This is a genomic window from Dyadobacter subterraneus, from assembly GCF_015221875.1.
GTDB classification, from domain to species: domain Bacteria; phylum Bacteroidota; class Bacteroidia; order Cytophagales; family Spirosomataceae; genus Dyadobacter; species Dyadobacter subterraneus.
In genome coordinates this window covers 2173599-2191449 of the sequence record NZ_JACYGY010000001.1, presented here as the reverse complement: position 1 = coordinate 2191449, position 17851 = coordinate 2173599, and the positions used below count along the sequence as shown (strand labels likewise).

At 40.6% G+C, this 17851-nt stretch carries 11 protein-coding genes; 7 read left to right on the top strand and 4 right to left on the bottom strand.

Annotated elements, in window-relative coordinates; translation table 11 throughout:
- The first annotated feature begins 154 nt into the window (after positions 1-154).
- Complete coding sequence (locus tag IEE83_RS09020) at positions 155-3556, top strand: ABC transporter permease (RefSeq protein ID WP_194120263.1); 3402 nt, start codon at positions 155-157, stop codon at positions 3554-3556.
- 1556 nt (positions 3557-5112) lie between these two features.
- Here IEE83_RS09020 and IEE83_RS32890 read toward each other — a convergent pair.
- Positions 5113-5328, bottom strand: coding sequence for a hypothetical protein (locus IEE83_RS32890; RefSeq protein WP_228101740.1), 216 nt, complete (start codon positions 5326-5328; stop codon positions 5113-5115).
- A gap of 463 nt (positions 5329-5791) precedes the next feature.
- Between IEE83_RS32890 and IEE83_RS09015 the strand changes: the two genes are divergently transcribed.
- The gene (locus IEE83_RS09015) at positions 5792-6127 is read left to right on the top strand and encodes a DNA-directed RNA polymerase subunit alpha C-terminal domain-containing protein (protein ID WP_194120262.1); all 336 of its coding nucleotides are present in this window, start codon (positions 5792-5794) and stop codon (positions 6125-6127) included.
- A 698-nt stretch (positions 6128-6825) separates the two neighbouring features.
- Here the strand turns inward: IEE83_RS09015 and IEE83_RS09010 are convergent.
- Positions 6826-11127 (bottom strand): T9SS type A sorting domain-containing protein, encoded by a 4302-nt coding sequence (locus IEE83_RS09010; RefSeq protein ID WP_194120261.1) that lies wholly within the window; start codon positions 11125-11127, stop codon positions 6826-6828.
- Positions 11128-11619: 492 nt separating this feature from the next.
- On the opposite strand from IEE83_RS09010, the gene IEE83_RS09005 reads away from it, so the two are divergent.
- The 5 genes from IEE83_RS09005 to IEE83_RS08985 all read left to right on the top strand — a co-directional run bounded on the left by IEE83_RS09005 (position 11620) and on the right by IEE83_RS08985 (position 16438).
- Positions 11620-11916 carry a hypothetical protein gene (locus IEE83_RS09005; protein ID WP_194120260.1) on the top strand — a complete coding sequence of 99 codons (297 nt, stop codon included), beginning with the start codon at positions 11620-11622 and terminating at the stop codon, positions 11914-11916.
- A gap of 216 nt (positions 11917-12132) precedes the next feature.
- Positions 12133-12594, top strand: coding sequence for a hypothetical protein (locus tag IEE83_RS09000; protein WP_194120259.1), 462 nt, complete (start codon positions 12133-12135; stop codon positions 12592-12594).
- Positions 12595-13245: 651 nt separating this feature from the next.
- On the top strand, positions 13246-14121 hold the full coding sequence (locus IEE83_RS08995) for a helix-turn-helix domain-containing protein (protein ID WP_194120258.1): 876 nt from the start codon (positions 13246-13248) through the stop codon (positions 14119-14121).
- Positions 14122-14184: 63 nt separating this feature from the next.
- Entirely contained in the window at positions 14185-15306 is a 1122-nt protein-coding gene (locus tag IEE83_RS08990) for an aldo/keto reductase (RefSeq protein ID WP_194120257.1), read from the top strand.
- Between the two features lie 289 nt (positions 15307-15595).
- Complete coding sequence (locus IEE83_RS08985) at positions 15596-16438, top strand: SDR family oxidoreductase (RefSeq protein WP_194120256.1); 843 nt, start codon at positions 15596-15598, stop codon at positions 16436-16438.
- Between the two features lie 437 nt (positions 16439-16875).
- On the opposite strand, the gene IEE83_RS08980 is transcribed toward IEE83_RS08985, so the two are convergent.
- On the bottom strand, positions 16876-17292 hold the full coding sequence (locus tag IEE83_RS08980) for a (R)-mandelonitrile lyase (RefSeq protein ID WP_194120255.1): 417 nt from the start codon (positions 17290-17292) through the stop codon (positions 16876-16878).
- Positions 17293-17333: 41 nt separating this feature from the next.
- The gene (locus IEE83_RS08975; protein WP_194120254.1) at positions 17334-17840 is read right to left on the bottom strand and encodes a cupin domain-containing protein; all 507 of its coding nucleotides are present in this window, start codon (positions 17838-17840) and stop codon (positions 17334-17336) included.
- Positions 17841-17851 lie beyond the last annotated feature (11 nt).

The following is a 17851-nucleotide window of genomic DNA, read 5'->3' as shown; positions in this document are numbered from 1 at the left end:
TCTATTCTGGCCCTAGATTCAATTCCGGTGAAACATTTTACCCACTATATAATTTTTCTATATATCAATATTCTATAAATTTGAAACAGCGTTTGATTATCCTAATTACTTGAATTCATATATATTCCATACCAGCCTGTTTAACCTGGCCTCCATGGGGACCCTATTCTCTGGGCTGACCCTTGCGCTGCTTTTAGTATTTGCAAAAAGGAATGGGCAAACATCCAACCTGTTTTTAAGTTTGGCCTTAGTCGTGATCGTACTGAAGACTGGCGGGCTTACGCCTATTTTTTTACCCGCGCTAGGTCCAGTGTTGTATTTTTATGTACAACAGCTAATATCCCCAGACCGGCGGTTTCGCTGGAAAGATATGTTGCACTTTTGCCCTTTGCTTGTCGCATATTTGATGCCGGCTTGGCTGGTCTTAATTTCCGTTATAATCTATTTGTACCTGTCGCATCGGTTGATACAAGATTTCTATAGTCGCCAGCGGCCGGTGCTGATGGACAGGACTCGTTCCACTTTCAGACGGCAGGACAACGCACTGCTCTTGCTCGGCTTATTTTATGTGTTATCGCTGTTTAGTGGCACCTTTTATTTTACAGTTGCCCTTGTACTGATCGGAATGGCCGCAGAAGCGATACTAAAACCGGACGGCAGTGTACAACTGGCCATTCCGATAACTGACAGATCGGATGAAAGGGAGAAGGGGCGAAGAATAAAGGAGGCAGTGGTTGCAAACCGCCTTTACGAGGATGCCGAACTGACATTGACCACATTGGCGGTGAAACTGAAGATTCATCCACATGACCTGTCCCGAATCATTAATATGGGGCTGGAAATGAATTTCAGCGATTTTATTAATGAATTTCGGGTTCGTGAAATTGCTCAAAAAATGCAGGACCCGGCTTATGACCGGCTCACGCTGCTGGGTATTGCCTATGAGTCGGGGTTTAATTCTAAAACGACTTTCAACCGGGTTTTCAAAGAGATGACTGGCAGAACCCCAGCGGAATACAAGAATAGCTTAAAAAAAGAGGTGCCAATTGATAAGTTGGCACCCCGGGTAAGAATACTGCCGGTAATATTGCGTTCGGGAAGCCCGCCAAATTGGGCTTCTGAAAAATCAAACCGCAATTATATGTTTAGAAATTATTTAAATGTCGCCTTAAGGAACCTTTGGAGACAAAAAGCCTATTCTGCTATAAACATAGCCGGATTAGCACTGGGTTTGGCGGTTTGTTTCCTTATTTCACTTTTTGTAATTGATGAATTAAGCTATGATAAGTTTAATTTAAAGGCAGACAGGATTTTCCGTGTTAATGCTGACTTCAATGTGAACGGAACTCAATTTAATGCCAGACAGACGCCCCCAGCGATGGCTTCCATATTGCTTAAGGACTATCCACAAATTGAAAATGCGGTTCGCATTAAAAGTAATGGGAAAATATTAGTTAAAAAAGGGAATGAAATCTTGAGCGAGGCTAATTGCTTTTATGCAGAGAATGCATTGTTTGATGTATTTACATTACCCATGATTGCTGGAGATCCTAAAAGTGCTTTGTCACATAATAATTCACTGGTGATTTCAGAGAATATTGCAAGAAAATATTTTAATAGTATAGATGTGATAGGTAAAACTATGCATATGGCTAATGCACAAGACTATGAAATCACGGGGGTAATTGAAAACACACCTGTACAATCCCATTTGCATTTTGATTTTATTAAATCAATAAATGAATTACCAGATAGCAATTTCCCTGACTGGTCCAATATAAGTTACGTTACTTACTTGTTATCACGGCCTGGTGTTACTCAAAATGCATTAGACAATTACCTCAGAGAAGTGACAAAGAAACATGCGGAACCTATTTTGTTAAGAGATCTTCATAGTTCATTTTCGGAACTTGAAAAGAACGGTGGGCATTTCAGGTTTGTAACGATCCCCTTGACAAAAATTCATCTATACTCTACATTAACGGATGAACAAGAGCCATCGGGTAATGCAGAATACGTCTATATATTTACTGCAATTGCCATTTTAATATTATTGATCGCTTGTGTCAATTTTATGAACCTTTCAACAGCCCAATCTGCGGGTCGCGCAAGAGAAGTAGGGGTTAGAAAGGTTCTGGGATCTAACAAAACCCAATTAATTCGGCAATTTTTAATTGAATCAATTACAACAAGCTGTTTAGCAGTAGTTATTGCTATTATTATAGCTATTCTTTTGCTTCCGTATTTCAATGATATGTCTGGTAAGCAAATCACGTTGGGCTGGCTACCTAAAATATGGTTTATACCGGCACTAATATCAATTATATTGATAATTGGTGTTATTTCTGGTTTATATCCGGCATTTTTCTTATCCGCCTTTCAACCCATTAAAGTTTTAAAGGGTAAACTGGCGATCGGCTTTAAAGGCAGTATGCTTCGTAACGGTTTGGTTATTTTTCAGTTTTCAACTGTAATAATTCTAATAGTTGGTACGCTTGTCATATACGAACAATTAAAATACATTAGCAATAAAAAGTTAGGCTATAACCGCCATCAGGTGTTGATATTAAAAAACACAAGCGCATTATTCCCGAATGCAAAATCTTTTTTAAAAGATGTGATAAAAATGCCGGGTATTAAGTCAGGGACAATGACCTCTTGTCTTCCTACATCTATTAATAATTACACTCAAGTTTACGGAAAGGATGCGGCTTTAAGTAAAGACCAAACAATGGCATTGGCCACTTGGTCTGTTGATGAAGATTATATCCCGACATTAGGGATGCAAATGGCTGATGGAAGAAACTTTTCCAAACAGATGTTGACAGACTCCTCAGCTGTTATTATCAATGAAACAGCTGCAAAATTGCTTAAATACCGACAACCATTAAATAAGTTCATTTATGGACCAGGTGGGGTCCCTTTCCATATTATTGGTGTAGTTAAGGATTTCAATGCTGGCTCGTTACGTAGTAAAATATCCCCCCTGGTATTTAGAAATGTATTAGATAATGGAGCTATGGCTTTTCGAGTCGAAACACAAAACCTCTCAACGCTTATTTCTGAAATAAGAACATTATATCATACAAAATACGCAAATATGGCCGGCCAGCCATTTTCTTATTCCTTCATGGATGAGGAATACAACCACCTCTATCAGTCTGAGCAAAATATTGGAAGAATATTTATTTCATTTTCCTTTTTTTCAATACTTATCGCCTGTCTTGGCCTATTTGGTTTAGTTGCCTATGCGGCTGAACAACGCATAAAGGAAATTGGCATTCGAAAGGTACTGGGTGCCAGTATAGCTAACTTAATACTGATGCTTTCCAATGATTTTTTGAAGTTGATCGGTATTGCTGCCCTTATTTCTTTTCCGATTGCCTGGTGGGGAATAAACCTATGGCTTCAAGACTTTGCATATAGGACAAGTATTAGCTGGTGGATATTTGGCTTAGCGGGATTTTTAGCTGTAACCATAGCAATGATTACCATAAGTTATCAAGCATTAAAAGTCGCTTTAGCAAATCCCGTAAAAAGTTTACGATCGGAATAATTCTTCTCTAGGTAAAGCTCGCAATCAATCGTGACGTTATAATTTTCAGCAATCTAAGGTATAACTTAAAAGCCAATATTTTAGATGGTAAAATGTAAAGTGTAGACGAATTCCGAAACCGTTTTCACAAACACCGACAATACATAATGGGAGAAAAATTCATTATTCTCCAGACCTTGCCAAGCTGCTGCCTGTGCAAAATCTGAGCGAAATGTTAAATGATCTTTTAGCATTTTGAGTTTGTAAGACAGGATTTAGCTGAGAGCTGGAGAATTCGGACGGTATGACCATCGGATTCCGTGGCAGATTTGACCAACTGGAAATTCCGGCGTACTTGGGTTCTTCTTCAATTTTTGTGAAGTTTTTAATGCCTGCGGAACCGGTTATAATTGAATAGCCCAACGAGTTGCCATAATTTCCATGAAATGGGGGGCAAACGGCAGGAATTTTCCAGCTCTACTCGCGAGGGATGTGATTGCCTCGAAATCGAATATATCGAAGCATACAAGGTACCCCGCGTGTTTTTCAAAAAGTAAAATGTGATTTGCATAAATAAGAGATGGGAATGAATCCATATTCATACATACTACTATTGTGTTTTCTACTTGCTGTAATTCCTCATTGATCAAGCTTCTATCTTTTGAAATAATGTCATACTTTGCCTTATTTGTTATAGCCTCTTTGCATGTCTTTCCTTGAATGTACGCACTTTCAATCGCTTTGCCAAAGTCAGAATGTATCGACTCTATATTACCTTGGCGACATACTGATGTTAATTTTTTACTTTTAACCTACACGACGATCGCAGTTTCGTGATAGATAGCCAGTATATCTATATCACTGACAGTTGTTCTCTTGTCACGAGTGGTTTTTTTATTCCTCGATATGTAAGGTGATCAGAGTAAACATTTCTAAATAACTCAAAAACAATTTTTTCGTCGGCCTTTCCCCGGTTATTCAGGCTGGTAGCCTTGTAGTCAACGTTAGATATCATCTGGTAGAATGGCGACTGATACATAGACTCAGCTAAGAAGTATGGTATTGGTATGAAGTATGTACCGTCCGGTAGGTGAACAATTGGCTTGACAAAAAATTCATTTTCGTCGTCAATCAAATTGAAATTTTCATTTATTTTTTTGCCTAATCGGCCAGTAAACAATTTAGTAATTTTTCGATAGTTTGGATTTGTAGAATGAAGCTCTGCTTCGCTGAATATGAAAGGATTCTGATAGATATGGGTGCCGTTTAATATATATCTACGCTTCCTCTTTTCTCTTCTGATTTTATAATCTATTCGTGCTTTAACAAACTTAAAATATTCTTAAAACTCATTTAGTCCTACTTCTGTGTGTTTCTCAATCCATTGCCTATCATATTCATATTTCCTAGGGAGCATTCTTGTGAACTGAAAATCATATGCGGAGGTAGATGTGTAGAAGTATGCTTCACGAAATGCGTTTCCGGTGAAAGCTTGTTTATCCGCCGATGTATGTATAGATTGGTGTAGGTCATCTAAAAGTATTGTCAATTCATTGGTTGTAGTTGTATCTATGAACTTAGCGTTTGCTGAATGGCTTGATACTTTTTAGCCATTTGCCTACCAGCATTGCAGCTTCATAGTAGTTTAGAGCCTCTTTCGGTCTCTCCTTTCCAAGAGCCCCAAGCGTTCCCGCAAAATCTCGTAAAATAAGCTCTGTTACTACGGTCCTAAAGTTATTGGCCGTAGCACAAATCTCGATCTTATCTATTAAGCGTTGCTCGATTTCTGTCATTACAATGCTTCTCTTCCAAACTCATTTTTCTTATTTGTTCTGGCTTCCTTGTAAATTATCGAATCAGAATTTGACGTGTATGAGATCGCAATAAATTGTTTAATAGTAATTGCATTCTTATTCAGTGGTAACGTTGCGTCATGATTGGTTGTTTCCAACCAAGTTAGCGGTCCATTCTCTTCTAAGTGGTATTCGAACTGGTCTTCTCCTACTCTATAATAATGAAGCTCTTGGTCTGCGTCTTTCTGTCTAGTAGGACGACGCGCCTTGCCGACTCAGGAAACAGCACTACATTGGACTTTTTGCCATTTTGCTGAACCGAAGGATATATAATACAACGAGATTCGTCTGGAGGTTCAAAGCATCGCTGAAAGTGAGCTTGAACGCATTCTGGAAGATCCCGCACTGACTCATCTAATTATTCAAAAAAACAAATCCAGATATTAACCAAAACAACCATGTCATGAAATACAAAGAGGAACAAATCATCGAAGCCATCGCGCTTTTAGAAGCATTCACGACCGATCATAATCCGTTAATTGTCAAAGCTCAAACACTTATAGAGCGTTCGTTTTTTCACTCTCCTCATCTTGTTATTAAGGAACGTTACCATGAGGATACATATTTCGATCTTAGTTTGCGCGCAATTAAGGCGCTACAAGAATCAAATTTGAAAACGCCCCAGGATTTGGTAGCATTTTGTAATGCCAAGGGGCTTGAGGGCCTGGCCAGACTTAGCAAGGTAGGGCATAAAAGTTACACGGAAATAAAGGAGTTTTTATTCGTTATCTGCGTTTAACAAGTCAAAATTGCTACTTGTTTCCTGTTTGATAAATTGAAGGTGGATTTATTTTGATTTTTAACGCTGTAAGAAATCAATTTTTTAGCTTTGGTGAGCAGTCACCCTCCATCCTGAGCAGACATAAGATGAGTATTTTTGATTTCTTTAAAAAGCGTGAGCTAGAGCGGATCGCTCAACTAGAAAAGCTTTTCGAGTCTTACAGTCCTATCATCGACATTGATAATGAGATGGTTTCTCGTAGAAAAGATCTGTCGGATATGATCTCGAAACGAGAAGAATTAAGTGCTAACTATAATTGGGGACATGAAACGTCTACCCGGCTGAAAAAAAATCGGTCTTATCGAATCCAAGCTTGATCTTATTGAATATGGTATTTATGAGCCTGTATACGATTTTGAGAAATCTGACGAGTATCGTCAGGAGCAAAAACGCGTTATCGATCAACAGAATCTGCTGATCAAAGACACGAATAGAGATCAAAAAAACGGAGCGAAAATCAAATCTCGCTCCGTTTTTCGTTTCAAGCTAATTAACCATTATGACTTTTCGCTCTTTTGTATATATGAACTTTTTCAAAGCATAACAAACTAACATTCAAATGGCTATAAAATCCAAACTAGTTCACATGAATGGCTGCAATTCAAACGCTAATCCATTGTCATTGATGGCAAACCGCTGCGAGCACCGGCTACCTGTTACAACTTCACGACCCTAATCACCTTTGTCATTCCTTTTTCCTCTATTTTCAATAGATAAATACTGGAAGCGTAGCCTGAGAAGTCTACTACTGCTTCCTTCCCATAAGAGGCGAATTGCTGAATCTGAGTTCCGGCCGAAGTATATAGCTTAATTGATCGTTTTGCAACCGAGACAAATTGGACCCGGAGCTGACTTTGTACCGGATTGGGGCCGATCTTAATTTCTTCTGTCAATGTATTTTCAAATCCTAATATAAGTGCTACACTTACCGATGATGGTTCGACGATTTTACCTGCTCCGCACACATTAGAAACCGATAGAAGCTTATAGGTTTGGATATTGACATTGGACAGATACAACGTATCCGCCGGGGTGAGTGAACTTTTCTGATGAGAGCCCAAATCGTTGGAATAGGTATACGTCCAGCTACCAGTCCCTTCCAGTTTGACGACAATTTTTGCCATTCCGTCTTTATCGGCAGTAACTGTATTGCTTAAGAACGAGGCTGTTGGTTTTGCAGAGAAAACAATGGGCCAGGCATTGTCAGAAGAACTTGTATTTGCATCCGTTGCCACTACACGGAAACGATAAGTGTTAGATGCTGCTAACCCGGTTGGCACAATCACTTTCAAGGGAGACTCTTGCCCTATTGACACAATACCTTCGATAACCTTACCCTGATTATCATAAAGCTTGGCCACAAATCGATTACCAGCCGTGAATGTTCCGGTTTTGGTAAAGTAGACCTGCACGGTATCTGCCTCACACGTCACATAGGCCCTGCTTCCAACTACCGAGTTAATTTTAACGGACCGCACTGATGCCGGGTTGACGATTACCGTGGCACTTCCAGAAAACGGTACTGGCCCACAGAAACTCTCTACAGTTTTGATTGTGTAAGTTGTGGTCGCGTCCGGGGAAACAGTAATGTAATTGCTGCGCAATTCTGAAAAATAAAGCTCCTGCGAAGCTCCATTTGAAAGCGTTAAAGTGACAGGCTTCCCGCCAATTTCCTTCGGCCGTACTTCGATATTGGTTGTTTCACCTGCATTAATAGTCGTTGTTCCAATAATTTCCAAAGCGGGCGCCTTGTCCAAATAAATGGGTTCAGAATTGGCAACTTCTTTAACTCCTGTGATATAACACGTCAAAACATAAGCTCCGGGTGCCAGATTTGATGGAATTGGTAAGTTGACGGAGCCTGACTTATTGGATACAAAACTCAAATCCACTTTCTGGTTATTTGCTGCGGAGAGATAAAAACCAATCTTCTGCGCCGATTCCAGGTCCCCTTCCACTGAGTACGTGGCGGTAATTGATCCGCCAATACACCTCGTGTTCGTTTCAGCGGTCATTCTTTTAACCAAAGGGGTCACTTTGGCGGCGACACTCCCCGAAAACGTTCCATAACCGCACTGGTTTCTTACCGACTCTATCTGATAAACCCCACTACGAACAAACTGATATCCCTCCTCATAACTAGAACTATTAACTTCAGTCTCACTGAATCCTGTGGTTGAAACAACATAGGGCTCACCACCTGTCAGATTGTAGACCAAAGTAACATAACTCCCGGCAGGAATTCCTTCGGCAGGGTTTGGAGAATCCTTTCCCAAGGCAATCGTTCCTGTTGGTTTAGCAATTATCCGCAAGTTGTAGCTTCGTGAATAATTTCGATCATCGGATATTACGCGTACCTCATAATTACCTGTTGCAAGCTCAGGGATTCTGACGCGGAACTCACCAGCCGTATATTCGACGCTGGAAATTGTTTGGAAATTTCCGTTGGCTTTGGAAAGCTGTAGGTTGAATTTTGTGCCCGATGGAGGTATCCCACCGGTAACACCAAACCGTGCGATCATTTCTTCGCCAACGCAAAAGCTGCGTGTATTAACAAAATCGATAAGATTTATTTCATATCCTTTCCACAAAACATATGCGGTGTTGTTGAACTCTGTTGTGCCACATATATTGGTGGCTGATTTCAAAGTATATGGAGTTACTACCGATTTAGGAGGATCTATATAATTATTCTGACTAAGATCTAATCTTGTGAACGAATAATTCTTACCACCTCCCGAGAAATTAACAGTGATTGGAACATACTGGTAAAATGAATTGCTTTTGATTCCCCACAGGTCTGCATTAGGTCTGTCATAAGAATTGACCAAATATGGATTTTCTGCACTGTTGGCATTATTGCCGTCTGTCACAAGATAAGGTTTTACTTCCCTGTATACTAGCACAGTACTTTCGTCCCTGACTACCGGGCTCGTTGAAATCACTCCTATCCTATGAAATTCAGATGCCTGTTTATCCGTAAGTAGAAGTTTATACCTACCCGGCTTTTTAACCGTCAGCAAAGGGGCATTAGGATTGTCGGTTAGGTAAATTTTAAATTCGTTATTATCCGCAAATTGCCCCAGGGTCTCAAAGTACACTTCTACATCTCCGTTATCACATATCACTCTTTTATCAGAAGAAGGGATGACTGTGATCACCGGTGCAATACTGGTATAGTTTTCAACGGTTAGATTGACTGGTGGAATGGATTCAGCATTGTAGCACACATTACGAATAGATTTGGGTTGATAATTCCCAGTCTTGTCTACAAATATATCCATGACCATATCGTTCCCTCCCCAATCCTCATTGTCGTTTTGATCTGAGATCCAAAACGTGTCCCCTCCAGTGATCCGCACGTCGTAGGTATACTTCTGTGCATATGGTAAGGTTGTTGGCATGTAAAAATTATACTTTACCCTGGGAATTCCGTAAATGGGAAAACCATACACCTCCTTGGAAGAATAAGTCGGGTTCATCGATTTGGCCCTGAATTTTTTAATACTGAAATATCCTTCCTCCACCCATTCTTTTGGAGAAGCAGGTATAAAAAACTCAATAGAATCGCCCACAATCTTCGCATCAAACTGATAAACTTTATCATTTTGAGTAATGCCTTCAATGATAAACTTTGTTTCAGCAGGCAACGTAACATTGGATTGGAAAGGCAACCTTACTTTCTGATTTTCGCATTTGTAAAACGTTCTGTTGTCAAACCTGTTGTTTTCGGTAATGGGCAGATAAATTCCCGGCTCGACAGTTGCAGTCACACTTTGTTTTGGAACATCTGTGGTAGTCCCACACGCAGATTTCAGGGATTTGATGGAATAAGTCTCTGTTTTTAGAGGTTTTACGTTTGTATAGATGTAATCGCTGTACTGCGAATAAGCAACGTCGCCATTACTAAGCTCCAAAGCAAAAGGTCCCGGGCCTGAAACTGAAAATGCCAACCCAAATTCATCTCCCATCGAAATAGTTTTACTTTGACTCGTTATGGTCGCAACTGGCTTTCTATATATTGTAGTGTAGCCAAGAAATGGACTCACTAGATTCGGCGACTCTACAATTATTGCCATCCTGTAAATTAAGTCTGCATTTTGTGTAACACTCTCTGGAATAGTCGCCACCAATATGCCATCTGATTTACGAGTTGCAACTAGTTCAAAATTAGGATAACCGACTATGTTCTCTTTGTTTAGCTGTTGAAAACGGAGCCGGAACTTTGCTGAAGCCGGAATCGCCCCGCTGTTCGTTGCATAACTTATTTCGATCTCTCTTCCTGCACAAACCGCGGTATTATTTATTTTAAGAGGAATTATCGAGATCGGGTTGAGTTTATATGTTATTTTCTCCGGAGAAGGAACCTGAACTCCGCAGCCGTTTTCGGCTTTTACGATAAAAATTTCACCTTTTGCCGAAGCAGAATAATTCTGGTAAATATAGGATCTCGCTGGAACTTCAAACCTCGAACTGTCATTCATCGTGACGCTTACCGGCACATTGGACGTAGTACTGAACATGGCTGTGATTCTGCTACCAGGGTTTAACGTGTCACCAACCTGCCCAGGCATAGTCATGGAGATTGACCCCCGATTATAAAATCGGTACCCATAAGCAACGTTGCTGGTCACCGTGGGACTTGAGGCAGAAATTCTGAAATCTATCGAAGTAATCGTTGCTAAATTGTCATTGTTTATCGTAAAAAGGAAATATCCAGTTTCATATACAGCTGGATAGCTGGCGATAACCCGCCTTGTTGCTGCTTCAACAAATTCGACAGCGAACCTATTATTTTCATTGAAACTACCAGTGAAGTGTCCGGGAATCTTCATTTCCTTATGAGTACAAACAGCTTCAATACCTGATATTTGGATCGTTGGTGTATCCGTGCCCTGAGCTCTTACAAACTGAAAACCGATAAAAAAAACAATACTTAGTAAACTTTTAAAATTCATATTTTAGAATAGCGATTGATTTCAATTTGTCTAACAAAGGTCACAACTAATATTTTTACTCACAACTTACCGACAAAACATCGTGACAAAGTAATGTTTTCCAAACTAAGATCTTAGCTAGCGCCCTGTCCGAGCGGATGGCCTCGGTATGCAAAAACCGTGTAGTCCAACACCATACACTGGTAATAAATGACTCTAAATTACTGAAACCTCATATCCTCGTTTCGAATGCTGCGCTGCTAAACAATTACGTGATTTAATGTGCTCACGAAAGCCCATTTTATCCAAAATCTGACGCAAAAATACCATTCCGACCCAAGGCGTAACTTCCATATTAGTAAATGATAGTGAGTAATCCATACCTATATTTTTTCCAACGCTGACAAGGCGAGATTTGACGCTTTAACTTCTGTCTCCTCGTCCATTAATCGGTTTGTTTCAAAATGCAATAACCTTACTCATCTAGGCAATTTCAATCAGGAGCTATCGACTATGGCGTTGATTGAGGTAGATAGCATCTACCGCGAAGTGATGGATAAAGTGTATGAAAATTTACCTTGGTGCGGACCTGAATTTACGGAAGAAGGTATAAAAGTAATTGCATTGTTCTATGGTTATTTCCGATCAATATATAGCTTTCCTACAGAAAAGATTGGAAATGACTTTTTTTTCAACGCAAGGAAGGCATTGAACAAGCTATCAGAAGATATTCCGATTCATATCCGAAAGTTTCACATTAAAACAGGAATTGCTGAGAATCGCTGGGTTAAAGTTGTCATTTTACTTTAATAGATCAAGTTTCTCATTGAGTTTAAATGTACGATTATATCTTTACAGCAACGTTTATAGAAAAAAGCAACCAGTTCATTCGTATTCCTTATAGAAGCTGATAACATGTTGTTTTAATTTATATCTACTTCGAAAATTAAGCTGCTTCTTATTGGGACAAACGTAGCTCTTGGTGTCAGGACCCTAATGCGAGTAAAAAAGGAGGTCCTTAAAGGCATGGTATCAGGACATACACAGGCAATAGATTCCGCACCTGTAAAAGCGAATGCATCAATGGAAAACCTGGAATTGAAAAAGCCAGTTCAATCTGTTGAAAAATACTTTACGATTGTAGCTGCTGAAAATCAACCGGATATAAACAATGAAAAATCTATCGCTTCTAAATTGATAACAGCGCCTGAGCATCAGCTCAAAAGGTTAAAAAAACATCAGGATAACCTGCGTGACAATTCTGTTGGTACGATCGGAGCATCGCATGAAAAAGCAGAACTGCTCAGTAACAAGACGCATTACAATTCGCATGATCCGGATGCACGTATCTCCATTAAACCCGGTAAGGCAAGAAAACTCAATTACCACTACAGCATGTCAGTGGACACTACTCAGGGCGTTAGCAGCCACATACAAGCGGATTTTGCCGATTGCCGTAACAGCCAAGTATCTCCCAGGTTTGGTTAGCAGAGTGCAAGACAGGCTGGTGAAAAAAGGAATGATTTATTGGCGGACGCGGGTTACTCTAACGGATGCAATTACCAGTTTTTGGAACAGCATTCGGGGCTTTAATTATATTGGGATGTTTTCGTACGTAGAACCTTTGTATGTATGTATAAGTGAGCTTGGCAATAAGGTTAAGGTGCACGATTTAGACTATATTAAACTTTAAGACCCGTTCATCAGCTCCAACCGTGCATTGATGTATTCAATCTAGATTACGTTTTAATCGCCGAATTTCAGACAGCTAAAAGCGGTTACAAAAATAGACTTTACTACGATCCGGATCGAGGGGACCCAAAACGAAAAATGAATGCCTCTTTCCAAGTTGTTCATCGCGTTTGACAGATCTGGCAAAGAGCTGTTACTGCACCAATACCTTACATGTATTATTCCCCACAACCGAGATCCATCATGTTATTATAAGTCGAACTTTGCCTTTATGGAATTAAAATATTAGGGTTCGACAATGCCCGCGGTTAGTAATTTGTAATATGCAGGATAAGTATTCGGAAATTGATAGTGATAATATCGAGAAGGAAGAGAACATCACAGCAGCATCAAATGATGTTGTAAATAAATACTAGATAATATCTTTGTTTTTCTTAGTTTTGCAGTATGAGCATTCAAGAGAACAACCTCGTACCGGTATCTACTAGTGAACTTACACTGAAAGGGTTTAAAGTTTACAAGACAGATAGCAGATTAGGTGGTTACAGTTACAGCCGGAAAGATTTTTATAAAATCAATATTACAACTGGCAGGTTTCTGTTCAATTATGCTGACAGGAGCATTGAAACAGAGGATACTTTCCTGTTTTTCGGAAACCCACGTATCCCTTATTCATGCGAACCAAGATCAGAAAATCATTCTGGCTATACCTGTCTTTTTACTGAGGATTTCATAAACCCGAATCAACGTTCGGAAAGCTTGATGCAATCGCCGCTTTTTAGATTAGGCGGAACACCGATTTTTGGCGTCAATGAAGACCAAAAAATTAAGCTGACAGGGCTGTTCGAGGAAATGATCAAAGAGCAGGAAACAGAATATGCTTTTAAGGATGAATTGATTAGAAATTACATGAGCTTGATCATCCATGAGGCGTTGAAAATGCAGCCTTCCGAAAATAACATTAAACATAATAATGCGTCGAGCAGGATCACATCTGTATTTCTTGAATTATTAGAGCGCCAATTTCCTGTCGAAAGTACGGACCGGCCACTGATGCTGAGAACAGCTCAGGACTATGCCGGATACCTATCCGTGCATATCAATTATCTGAACAGCGCGGTCAAAGAAATAACCGGAAAGTCAACATCCACTCTAATCAGTGACAGGGTTGTTGCTGAAGCAAAAGCCCTGCTGCAACATACCGACTGGAATATAACCGAGATAGCCTATGCACTTGGGTTTGAATATCCAACCTATTTTAATAACTTCTTCAAAAAGAAAACCGGAAGCATTCCAAAGGCTGTAAGAGCCGGCCACCTTTGATTTTCATACTTTTTACTTTGTTTTTCTTTATTTCTGGACTTCGGTTATCATGACCTTTGTGTCATGATAACAAGGCGTAATTTCTTAACAAACACAGCACTCACGGGATCGGCCATAGTACTGGCTCCCATTTCTGCTGCATTTGCCACCGGCAAATCAAATCCAGATAGAAAATCAACATACAAAGTAGAACCAAAGATGAAGACTCGCAAACTAGGAAACCTTGAAGTTTCAGAACTCGGCCTGGGCTGTATGAATATGGCAGGAAATTATAACCCACCCGCCGACCATCAACAATCTATAAAAACGATTAGAACAGCATTTGAGAATGGTGTTCGCTTCTTTGATACTGCGGAAGTTTATGGTCCTTACACCGATGAATCGCTTGTTGGAGAAGCGCTTCAACCTTTTCGTAATCAGGTAAAGATTGCCACCAAATTCGGATTTGCAATTGATGGAACCATTGCACTCGACAGCCGGCCAGAGAGAATTAAAAAGGTCGTTGAAGAATCTTTAAAGCGCCTGCGTACAGACTATATTGATTTATATTATCAGCACCGCGTTGATCCAAACGTACCTATAGAAGATGTAGCCGGTACGATCAAAGACCTCATTCAGCAAGGCAAGGTTTTACACTTTGGCCTTTCGGAAGCAAGCCCTAGAACAATTCGTCATGCCAATGCCGTGCAGTCCGTGAGTGCTGTGCAGTCAGAGTATTCGATGTGGACACGCAATGTTGAGTTAAATGGTGTGCTTAAAACCTGTGAAGAGTTAGGAATTGGCTTTGTTCCCTGGTCGCCATTAGGATCGGGATTTTTAACCGGCAAATATGATACGACAACTTACTTTGATAAGGAAACAGATTTCCGTGCAGGTTTTCCACGCTATTCAAAAGAGTTCTTGCCAATGAATATGCCTTTAATCGAATGGCTTAAGGGTTATGCTGCCACAAAAAATGCCACCCCATCACAGGTTGCGCTTGCATGGTTACTGGCAAAAAGCCCAAGCATTGTACCCATTCCTGGTACGCGTACCCAGGACCACTTATTAGAAGATCTAGGTGCTCAAAACCTTGTTCTGACCCAAAAGGATGTTCAAGATATCGATACCATGTTATCTAAGTTCCCCATTTTCGGCGAACGTATGGGTGAAGCCCACATGAGCTCGATTGACTATACATTATAAAACAGGCAAAGATTCTATGAAAAACACAACCGAAGAAAACGGCCGACTAACATTGCCATACTGGGCGTGAGCGCAATACTAGCCGGTTCTATGATATCCTGGATGGAAGGAGTTGCTAAGATGTTTTTCATAACAAACACATCAAGCAAGACCTGGAACAATATGCAGCCCATTTTGCAAAAGTTTAAGGCACATAGGTCACAACTTATGGTGAGAAGGTTATCAATTACTCATTTTTTATCTGGCTGCTAGTTGCTGCCAATAAATTTATTTTAAATAAGACCGAATCATGGATAAACAAAAAAAAGTGTGGCTTATCACCGGCGCCGGGCGCGGGTTGAGCCTCGATATCGCAAAAGCAGCACTTGCAGCAGGTCATCAAGTGGTTGCAACAGGACGCAATATGCAAAAAGTATCTCTGGCCATCGGCCATTACGATGACCTGCTTGTTGTTAAACTTGACATCACCAGTGAATCAGATGCAGTAGCAGCAATCAATGCGGCGGTTGAAAGGTTTGGCAAACTGGATGTACTTGTCAATAACGCGGCTAATTTCAATGCTGGCTATTTTGAGGAGCTTTCAATGCAGGAAATTGAATCGCAGGTTTCAACAAGCCTTTTTGGTCCAATGAAAGTCACGCGCGCTGCCCTTCCCGTGATGCGTAAACAGGGAAGCGGTCACATCATTTCAATCTCATCAACGGCAGGTCTGGTAGGCGGCGAATTCTGTGCGGCTTATGCAGCTTCCAAGTTTGGTATCGAAGGTTGGATGCAATCTTTGCAAGTTGAAATTGCACCGTTCGGTTTAACTACTTCAGTTGTTAATCCAGGATTTTACCGTACCGAACTGCTTACAGAGAAATCAACACAATATACTGAAAATGAGATAGCCGACTATCACGAGCGCCGCGTGGAGCAGATGAAATTCTGGAAAGGCGCAAACGGCCTGCAGCCAGGTGATCCTGCAAAACTGGCCAAGGCGATCATTACTATTGCCGGTGCGCCGCAGCCGCCCCTTCGCTTCCTCGGCGGCGCAGATGCCGTAGGCACAGCAGAGCAGATCATTTCAACATTACAACAGCAGACCAACGCTTATCGTGAATTGTCAAGTTCGTTGGCATATGATCAGTAAATGGTTAAATCAGAAAAGCAATAAGATCAATAGCAGTCAGCCTATGAAGTAAATGGTTTGGCTGCTATTTTGTTTTATATTGTTCTTGCGAAAAGGATCTCAACTATCACAAGCACTTACAATTCAAAAAGTATCGTTTCCCGCCAACTCTTTGATAGTGTTTTGCAACTTGATTAAGTCAAAGTTCAGATTAAGGCTCCCGAAAGTGATTCTATTGTGAAATTTAGCCTATTCACGCGAATAAGTGGGAATGTATGTCCAGCCGTTTAGTTTACATTTTAATGACCGTATAATCTTGTAAAATGATTATAGATTTCTTCTATTACAAAGAACTGCTGATCTGGAGTTTCAGGAGTTTGACAAAATTTAATAGTTTAATACTACCTTATTAAAACGCAGCCGGTGACATCGAAACATTCTAAGTTGATCTGCTTCCTTCAGTTTTCATGGCTCTTCACAACTTCGTCATAGTCAGCAGCTCCAACTTTTTCCATCCAATCAACAACCTTGCCATCCAGCAGTTCGTGAATTGCAATATGCGTCATTGCGACCGTAGCGGTTGCACCATGCCAACGCTTTTCCCCAGCTGAAAACCAAATGATATCTCCGGGAAAAACATGTTCAACTCTACCTCCCTTTCTTTGCACCAAGCCCACGCCAGAAGCCACAATTTGCGTTTGACCCAGCGGATGTGTATGCCAGGCAGTTCGTGCGCCGGGCTCCAAAGTGACACTTGCTGCCTGCGGCCGCCTGAATTCGTTGGGTTGAAACAAAGCGTCGATGCCTACCTTCCCTGTGAACCAATTATCTGGCCCGACAACAGATGGATGAGAGCCTATCCTTGTAAGTTTCATAGTGATCTTTCTTTACAAATTTGACTTACAGGTCCGGGACGTTATTTTAATGCATTGTATTCTTTATCAGTTACTGGTAGCAGCCATTCAACAATTCCCTTTTGTGTATTGGGAATAATGTACATTTGATGCAAGCTGCTGTCAGGGCTTGCCCCATGCCAGTGCTCTACATTAGGTGGGCACTTCACCACGTCGCCTTTCCTCATGATCTCTATTGGTTTTCCTTTCTGCTGATGATATCCAACGCCAGCTGTTATAATAAGGATCTGGCCTCCCGGGTGTTTGTGCCAGTTTGATCTCGCGCCGGGTTCGAAAAGCACATTTCCAATCAATGTATTATACGTAGAATCGCTATCTACTAATCTGGTGGAAAAAGACTTACCCGTAAAATTATTAGCAGGACCTTGCTCACCTTTTGGAAAAATAGCTTGTTGGGTAAGCTCATCTGACTTGGCCTTCGATTGTGAAAAACCATCAAGGGATATCAAAAAGGCAGCAGTAACCGCCAGTGTCAGCCTAATCGTCAACTTATATACTATCTGGCTCATTTGACTTACTA

What these genes read in the sequence shown, in the direction of transcription:
- IEE83_RS08980 (WP_194120255.1), bottom strand. Translation starts at nt 17,292, where the DNA reads ATGAAACTTACAAGGATAGGCTCTCATCCATCTGTTGTCGGGCCAGAT.
- IEE83_RS09005 (WP_194120260.1), top strand. Translation starts at nt 11,620, where the DNA reads ATGGCGTTGATTGAGGTAGATAGCATCTACCGCGAAGTGATGGATAAA.
- IEE83_RS32890 (WP_228101740.1), bottom strand. Translation starts at nt 5,328, where the DNA reads ATGACAGAAATCGAGCAACGCTTAATAGATAAGATCGAGATTTGTGCT.
- IEE83_RS09010 (WP_194120261.1), bottom strand. Translation starts at nt 11,127, where the DNA reads ATGAATTTTAAAAGTTTACTAAGTATTGTTTTTTTTATCGGTTTTCAG.
- IEE83_RS09000 (WP_194120259.1), top strand. Translation starts at nt 12,133, where the DNA reads ATGGTATCAGGACATACACAGGCAATAGATTCCGCACCTGTAAAAGCG.
- IEE83_RS08990 (WP_194120257.1), top strand. Translation starts at nt 14,185, where the DNA reads ATGATAACAAGGCGTAATTTCTTAACAAACACAGCACTCACGGGATCG.
- IEE83_RS09015 (WP_194120262.1), top strand. Translation starts at nt 5,792, where the DNA reads ATGAAATACAAAGAGGAACAAATCATCGAAGCCATCGCGCTTTTAGAA.
- IEE83_RS09020 (WP_194120263.1), top strand. Translation starts at nt 155, where the DNA reads ATGGGGACCCTATTCTCTGGGCTGACCCTTGCGCTGCTTTTAGTATTT.
- IEE83_RS08995 (WP_194120258.1), top strand. Translation starts at nt 13,246, where the DNA reads ATGAGCATTCAAGAGAACAACCTCGTACCGGTATCTACTAGTGAACTT.
- IEE83_RS08985 (WP_194120256.1), top strand. Translation starts at nt 15,596, where the DNA reads ATGGATAAACAAAAAAAAGTGTGGCTTATCACCGGCGCCGGGCGCGGG.
- IEE83_RS08975 (WP_194120254.1), bottom strand. Translation starts at nt 17,840, where the DNA reads ATGAGCCAGATAGTATATAAGTTGACGATTAGGCTGACACTGGCGGTT.